7 protein-coding genes and 1 other annotated feature are annotated in these 6,784 nt (G+C 53.1%); all 7 genes read right to left on the bottom strand.

Features of this window, described 5'->3' with window-relative positions; all coding sequences use genetic code 11:
• Nucleotides 1–182: 182 nt before the first annotated feature.
• Nucleotides 183–1,145, bottom strand: a complete 963-nt coding sequence (locus AC5OW4_RS13735) for a substrate-binding domain-containing protein (RefSeq protein WP_195547993.1) — start codon at nucleotides 1,143–1,145, stop codon at nucleotides 183–185.
• Nucleotides 1,142–2,884 carry a threonine--tRNA ligase gene (gene thrS, locus AC5OW4_RS13730; RefSeq protein WP_229100675.1) on the bottom strand — a complete coding sequence of 581 codons (1,743 nt, stop codon included), beginning with the start codon at nucleotides 2,882–2,884 and terminating at the stop codon, nucleotides 1,142–1,144. Before thrS ends, AC5OW4_RS13735 begins: the two co-directional genes overlap by 4 nt.
• Nucleotides 2,885–2,929: 45 nt before the next feature.
• Nucleotides 2,930–3,136: a binding site (T-box leader), on the bottom strand.
• A gap of 75 nt (nucleotides 3,137–3,211) precedes the next feature.
• Nucleotides 3,212–3,952, bottom strand: a complete 741-nt coding sequence (locus tag AC5OW4_RS13725; protein WP_195547995.1) for a hypothetical protein — start codon at nucleotides 3,950–3,952, stop codon at nucleotides 3,212–3,214.
• 67 nt (nucleotides 3,953–4,019) lie between these two features.
• Nucleotides 4,020–4,529: a hypothetical protein gene (locus AC5OW4_RS13720; RefSeq protein ID WP_039864390.1), complete on the bottom strand. Its 510-nt coding sequence runs from the start codon at nucleotides 4,527–4,529 to the stop codon at nucleotides 4,020–4,022.
• 65 nt (nucleotides 4,530–4,594) lie between these two features.
• On the bottom strand, nucleotides 4,595–5,380 hold the full coding sequence (locus AC5OW4_RS13715; RefSeq protein WP_195547996.1) for an aspartate dehydrogenase domain-containing protein: 786 nt from the start codon (nucleotides 5,378–5,380) through the stop codon (nucleotides 4,595–4,597).
• A 97-nt stretch (nucleotides 5,381–5,477) separates the two neighbouring features.
• The gene (locus tag AC5OW4_RS13710) at nucleotides 5,478–6,308 is read right to left on the bottom strand and encodes an SDR family oxidoreductase (protein WP_195547997.1); all 831 of its coding nucleotides are present in this window, start codon (nucleotides 6,306–6,308) and stop codon (nucleotides 5,478–5,480) included.
• 181 nt (nucleotides 6,309–6,489) lie between these two features.
• On the bottom strand, nucleotides 6,490–6,784 hold a 295-nt coding region (locus AC5OW4_RS13705), incomplete at its 5' end, for a putative PEP-binding protein (RefSeq protein ID WP_493677097.1).

Below are 6,784 nucleotides of genomic sequence, written 5' to 3'. Positions count from 1 at the left end.
TAAGACCCGCATTTTACTTATTTCTAACACCTTAGTTCCCTGCCGTTTTCTCAATTAAAAATGAGTCCCATTTCTGGAACTCATCTGCGTCTTTCTTGTTTCGGTTTTTCTCTCACCAACACTATTTTTGAAAGAGCCAAAAAAGAAGGCCGGCTTGACCTTCTCTCAGTGAATCTTTTGTTTTATTCCGCCAGTATGCCCGCGAGTTCCGTAATCTCAAACAGCGTGAGGAAGGATTCCAGTTCGCTCTGGACTTCCTGTGCGTTAACGATGTTGAGATTCATCCGCGTCCATGTCTTAGCGATCACAGCGCCGCCAGGCACGCCCAGCGTCTGAGCACCCAGTGTTTCAATATCCGCTTCAACGATCGACGAATCCTGTTCCGCCTGCGCCAGATAATCGCGCATCGACTGCAGCATGGTTTCAACGGCTGCTTTCTTTTCTTCCGGCAGATCCTGACGGACAAACAGCGCCGCCTGCGGATAGCCCTGGGTTCCGGTAGCCGTTTTCCATTGTTCCTGCAGATCCATGACGATCTTCAGTTCCTGACCGTTCTCCTTCGCTTTGGCGATTGTCGCCGTCGCCGCCGGCTCCGCCATCAGCGCTACGTCGGCTTTCCCTGCCAGCATAGCGCCCTGGACTTCCGCCACACTGGCATACCAGGTGATTTCCGGCGTAACCGGATTAGCCTGCAAAACGGTTTCCAGCACCTTGCCCGGCACCGCACCCTCGCCGAAAGCCGCAAAGACACCCGCGTTTTCCAAGGCCGCTTCATCCGCCGCGACCAGATACAGATTTCCCCAGGTTAAGATACTTTCCATCCGGTAGGTTGTTTTGCCATTGGCGGCCAGCTTCGCACCCAGATTGCTCGGCGCGACGATCACGTCATATTCCGGATTCGGATTGACGAACGCGGCCTGCAGCACATCCGTACCGTCGACAAGCGTCACATCCTGTCCCGCCTTCATCGGCGCGATCAAGGCCAGCGCCGGAGCTCCGGTCGGACCCAGGATCGACAAGGAAACCGGCGTGGTTTCCACAGTCGGCTCCGGCGATGTTTCCGGAGTTGCTTCCGGTGTTTTAGGATTGGCGGCGCACCCTGCCGTCAGCGCAAGAACGCTGAGGAAACAAAGCCATTTCTTCATACGCGCGCCTTCGTTTCAATTTCGTTGAGGATGCTTTCCAGCAGTTCCTCTTTGCTGATTGTAACGGAGTCTTTCTTGCCATACCGGCGAACCGTCGCCGTGTTGTTTTCAACCTCACCGTCGCCGACGACAATCTGCATCGGAATCTTATGCGTCTGCGCTTCACGAACGCGGTAGCCCAGCTTTTCGTTGCGGCCGTCGACCTTCACGCGCACGCCCTTGGCCAACAACATCGCTTCCAATTCTTTCGCATAGTCCAGATGCCGTTCATGATGCACTGGAACGATGACGACCTGCTGCGGCGCCAGCCACATCGGGAAAGCACCGGCGTAATGTTCGATCAGAATGCCGATAAAGCGCTCGATCGAGCCAAAGATAACGCGGTGCAGCATGATCGGACGTTTCTTGGAACCGTCCGCGTCGACATATGTCAGATCAAAGCGTTCCGGCAGATTCATATCCAGCTGGATCGTGCCGCACTGCCAGACCCGTCCCAGGCTGTCCGTTAAATGGAAGTCCAGCTTCGGTCCGTAGAACGCACCGTCGCCCGGATTGATCTTGCAGGCCTTGCCCGCTGCATGACACGCCGCTTCCAGCGCCGCCTCCGCTTTATCCCAGATTTCAATCGATCCGATATATTTCTTTTCCGGCCGTGTCGACAGCTCGATTTCATAGCTTAAGCCAAACACCGAATACACACGGTCGATGAAGTTGATCAGCCGGACTACTTCGCTCTCGATCTGATCCTCGCGCATGAAGATATGCGCGTCGTCCTGAGTGAACGTTCTGACGCGGAACAATCCGTTTAAGGCGCCGCTGGCTTCGTGACGGTGGACCTGTCCCAGCTCGCCGACGCGCAGCGGCAGATCCTTATAGGAATGCAGGCCGTTTTTATACACAAGCATTCCGCCCGGACAGTTCATCGGCTTGATCGCGAACTCGCGGTCGTCGATCATCGTCGTATACATGTTTTCCTTGTAATTTGCCCAGTGTCCGCTCAGCTCCCACAATTCCTTGGAAAGCATGATCGGCGTCTTGATGAACTGATAGCCTTCCTTAGTGTGTTCTTCGTACCAGTAGTTTTCCAACACATTGCGCAGGATCATGCCGTTCGGTAAAAAGAACGGGAACCCCGGGCCATACTCGCTCATCATAAACAGATCCAGCTCGCGGCCTAATTTCTTGTGATCGCGCTTCTTCGCTTCTTCCAGGAAATTCAGATAGTTCTGAACTTCCTCGTCGGTATCGAAGCAGATGCCGTAAACCCGCTGCAGCATCTTGTTGTTGGCATCGCCCTTCCAGTACGCGCCGCTGACTTTCAGCAGCTTGAAATGCTTCAGCTCCTTGACGCTCTCAACGTGCGGGCCTCGGCACAGATCGGTAAAATCCCCCTGGGAGTAGCAGCTGATCACCGTATCGTCCTCGTCCATGTGCCCGATCAGATCGAGCTTGTACGGATCGTCCTTAAACATCTCCAGCGCTTCCGCTTTCGAGATTTCATGCCGGACAATACGCTTGCCGTCCTTGGCGATCTTCTTCATTTCTTTTTCAATCTTCGCCAGATCTTCCTCATGCAGCACATCGTCGCCCAAGTCGATGTCGTAGTAAAAGCCGTCGGTAATGACCGGTCCAACCCAGAATTTTGCGTGCGGATACAGATGTTTGACAGCCTGCGCCAACAAATGCGCACAGCTGTGGTTGAGCACATGCAGATGCTCGTCTTCTTTAATGTTGATCATAGTTCCTTCCTCCTGTTTTTCTAAGACCACAAAAAAACGCCCCTGATTAAGGACGTTGTTCAACGCGGTACCACCTTATTTCCTGTTTCTTCCATGAAACAGGCACTCAAGCTCAATAACGATGAGAATCGTCGCTTTTTCAAAAGCGATACTCGCAGGCGGTAACCATTTCCCTTTTCAGCTTCCTCGCACCTTCCGGAAACCTCTCTGATCCAAGTTCTGAAACGATCATGTCCTGGTCTTTGTATGTACCTCTTTTATACACCGGTTTTCCTGCCTTGTCAATGGAAATGAATTTTTTCCAGAAATTCAGAACGATGAACAGATTTAAGGCTGCACCCAGGTCGTTTGGTCGATCTGTGAAAAATCAGCCTGGATATGCAGCTGATCCAGCGTCATCGACAAATCGCCGGAAAGCTCCTCCGTTCCGCCGCTGTCCAGCGTTAAGCGGACGGGTTCCCCGGTTTCCTCCTTTACCGCGAACCGAACAGTCAGCGTTTTTTGACTTTCGATCATCGCGGCAATCGGATCTTCCAGACCCCATTCTTTGAAATAAGCTGCGGCCGTAACTGCATCCAGCGTCAGACTGACCTCGGCACAGCGGACGTTCCCGATCGTTTCCTGCATCGACCAGCGGCCGGCTTTCAAAACAGCCAGAATGGCTTTCCAATCCGGCAAGGCTGGTTCGGCCCCCGGCTGATCAACCCATTGTTTCTGATTCAGATCATATTTTTGCCAGCGGTCCTCTTGCCAGCACCATTGAGCTTGAACATGCAGCGGAATCTGAAGCACGCCGCTGCCGCCCTGCCAGCGCAAATCCAGATTGACTGCGGGTTCTTCCATCCGTCCCTGCAGCACACCCTGTCCGGCAACATGATAGGGCAGCCATAGATAGCGGTTGCCAGCCTTGCCTTCAGCCTCAATCGTGATGTCTGCGGTCACGGATTCCATCGTCGTCAGCGCCCGGCTCGTCTTGGCCAGAATCCACAGCTGATCCAGCCAGCCGCAAGCGCTCAGCATCACCATCATCGCAAGCAATGCGACGATAAAGCTTCCTTTTCTGCGCATCGTCATCCCTGCCTTCTGCTTTCTGCTTTCTGCTTTCATTATATCACGGGAAAGAAAAGGCAGAGTCTTATTGACCCTGCGTTGTGGAATTGCGGTATTGCGAATAGATTTCCTTCAGGTCTTCGATCATTTCCTTACTGTCGTAGATCAAAGCTGTATTGCCGTTGACATATGCATAGTATTCGGTTTCCTGACCGTTAGCGTTGACCTTCATCCGGCCGTTCTGACTCGCATAGTTCAGCATTTTCTGACTTTCCTCGTTGGCCGGATCAAAACGATAAAGGTAATAGACCTGATCGTTGTATTGAAACGAGGTGCCTTCCAGCGCGTTGAAATCTGTATTTTCAATCGGTGTCACCTGGTTGAAGGTGTAATTGTTATTCTGGAAGTGATCCAGAACATCCTGAATGCTGGCAATCGGTTCTACCGTTTCCGTCGGTGTCATTGAGCTTTCCGGCGAGGCCGAAGGGGTCATCGACGGCGTGGGTGTGGCTGAATTGTTGTTTCTGCTGCAGCCGCCCAAAATCAAAGCAAATCCCAAGCAGACCGCAGCGTACCGCAGAATTGTTTTTTTCATCATTAATTCCTCCTGCCAGTATTCTCGGCGTTTTTTTCCGATTTATACCTGCCGGGAAGGAAAAACTACTGGAACTGAATCGGGGAAGCGATGTTGTTGAGCAAAGCCACAACGCTGTATCCGGCGATCGCGCTGGTGCGGGAATAGATCGCAATTTCCGCCTTGATTTCCTCACCTTCCACCCGGATCGTATGGGTATCACCGATAAAGCCCGGCGTACTTTCGATCTTCACACCGGTATGCTCCGGCCCGTTGGTGGCCAGCGACGTGGCAACGGCGACGTTCACCCGGCGGGGAAGCAAAGCGATCGCTTCCTTAGCAGTGCCTTCAAAAGCGGTCAGCGTCGTTTCGCTGGCCGCCATTTCTTCACGATAGACCGGCGTTGTGCGCAGATACTGTGGTCCGGTCTCGGAAGTAATGGACGCTTCGATCGGACTCATCACAGCTGCCGTGCGCATTAAATCAAAGCCCCCGATCGCGCCGGAAGCGATGTAAACCTTGCGGCCGGCCGCGCGCGCGACCGCCTGCACTTCTTCATAAAAATCAGCGTCCGCAAACGCCCCAATCGCCAGCGTGACGAAATCCGCTCCGCCTTGTAAAACCGCGATCGCATTGGCTTTCACCGCCTCGACGGAAGCGGCTTCCGCGACGATCTGCGGTTTCCACCTCAGCAGCTCTTCCAGTTGAGTTGTCCAGGCCACGCCGACCTCCGCCGCCAGGGCATGAGCGGAGTCCGCCGTCCGGCTGAGAATGCCGACCAGCTCATATTCCGGCATCTTGCCGGCTTTCCAGGCCCGGGCCACAATGCTGCCCAGCTTGCCAGCCCCTAAAATCGCAAATTTTGTTTTCATGTTTTTCTCCTCTTCTCCGTACTGAAAAGCTGAAGCAAGCAACGTCTTTTTCAGAACGCCGGCTCCAGCCTCACGCTGAAATCATCTTTATTGGTTGTTACTGAGCGCGATCTTCCTTCATCGCCTGCAGCGCGGCAACAGAACCGCCGTCATACAGAATATCGACGCCGGTCAGGTAGGAACATTCATCACTGACCATAAACGCCATCATCTTCGCGATTTCTTCCGGTTCGCCCATCCGGCCTAAAGCACCGCGCTCTGCGAAGGAAGCGGCTTCCTTGCCTTCAATTTCACCCATCGGTGTCTTAAAGGTACCCGGCGAAATTGAGACGATCCGAATTCCCTGCTTGCCAAACTTCACAGCCATCCGCGCAGTATACCAGAGAACAAAGTTTTTGGAAAGGGTATAGGCTGTCCCGGTCTGCTGCTCCAGCGGAACTTGGCTGAGCATCTGATTCACTGCCAGACGGAAGGCCTCCGCATCGCTCAGACTCAGCTTATATATCTGTTTTGGCACCTTATCCGCCGGAAGCATGTACGCCGACATGCTGGAAACATTGAGGATACAGCTGCCTTCCGGCATGATTTTCACGAATTCCTCATCCATGTTCATCGTTCCAATCGCGTTGATCTCGAAGATTTTCTGCGCATCTGTCATATGCGGAGAAACGCCTGCGGCATGGATCAGCACTTTAACCTCACCCAGCTGCGCCGCATACGCCGCCAATTTTCTGACAGATTCGCGATGACTGGCATCAGCCGGGTAAGCCTCGGCCTCGATTCCCACATCACTCAGCTGTTTAACGGCATTTTCCAGTTTAGCCACCGTTCTTCCCATCAGAATGATTTTATGTTTCCGGCCTAAAATCTTCGCTGCTTCCAAACCCATGCCGCTGCCGCCGCCGCTGATCACACAAATACTTTTCATACTTCAATCACCATCTTTCCTTGCTTTTATTATAAACGTTTTCTAAAGAGAAAGCGAACTCCCTGCCCTTGTGTTTTTTCTTTTTTTCAAAGGGCTGAATTTTTTGAACATCGCGTTTTTAATCTTCGAACGAGAAAAAAGCAGGCCGTAAATCAGCCTGCCTTTTGAGCCTCTTTAAATTTTAGTGCTTGTCATTCTTAATCGCTGCCTGCGCTGCGGCCAAGCGGGCGATCGGGACGCGGTACGGACTGCAGGAAACATAGTTCAGTCCAACGCGGTGACAGAATTCGATCGAGCTTGGATCGCCGCCGTGTTCACCGCAGATGCCCAGCTTGATGTTCGGGCGGGTCTTGCGGCCCAGTTCTGCCGCCATCGCAACCAGCTTGCCGACGCCATGCTGATCCAGACGGGCAAACGGGTCCTGCTCGTAAATTTTCTTGTCGTAATAATGCGACAGGAATCCGCCGGCGTCAAGA

Source organism: Holdemania sp., from assembly GCF_986127675.1.
This window is presented reverse-complemented; position numbering and strand designations above follow the sequence as displayed.

Coding starts and splice junctions, on each gene's coding strand:
- AC5OW4_RS13715 (WP_195547996.1), bottom strand. CDS start 5,380: ATGAAAACAAAATTTGCGATTTTAGGGGCTGGCAAGCTGGGCAGCATT.
- AC5OW4_RS13720 (WP_039864390.1), bottom strand. CDS start 4,529: ATGAAAAAAACAATTCTGCGGTACGCTGCGGTCTGCTTGGGATTTGCT.
- AC5OW4_RS13710 (WP_195547997.1), bottom strand. CDS start 6,308: ATGAAAAGTATTTGTGTGATCAGCGGCGGCGGCAGCGGCATGGGTTTG.
- thrS (WP_229100675.1), bottom strand. CDS start 2,884: ATGATCAACATTAAAGAAGACGAGCATCTGCATGTGCTCAACCACAGC.
- AC5OW4_RS13725 (WP_195547995.1), bottom strand. CDS start 3,952: ATGCGCAGAAAAGGAAGCTTTATCGTCGCATTGCTTGCGATGATGGTG.
- AC5OW4_RS13735 (WP_195547993.1), bottom strand. CDS start 1,145: ATGAAGAAATGGCTTTGTTTCCTCAGCGTTCTTGCGCTGACGGCAGGG.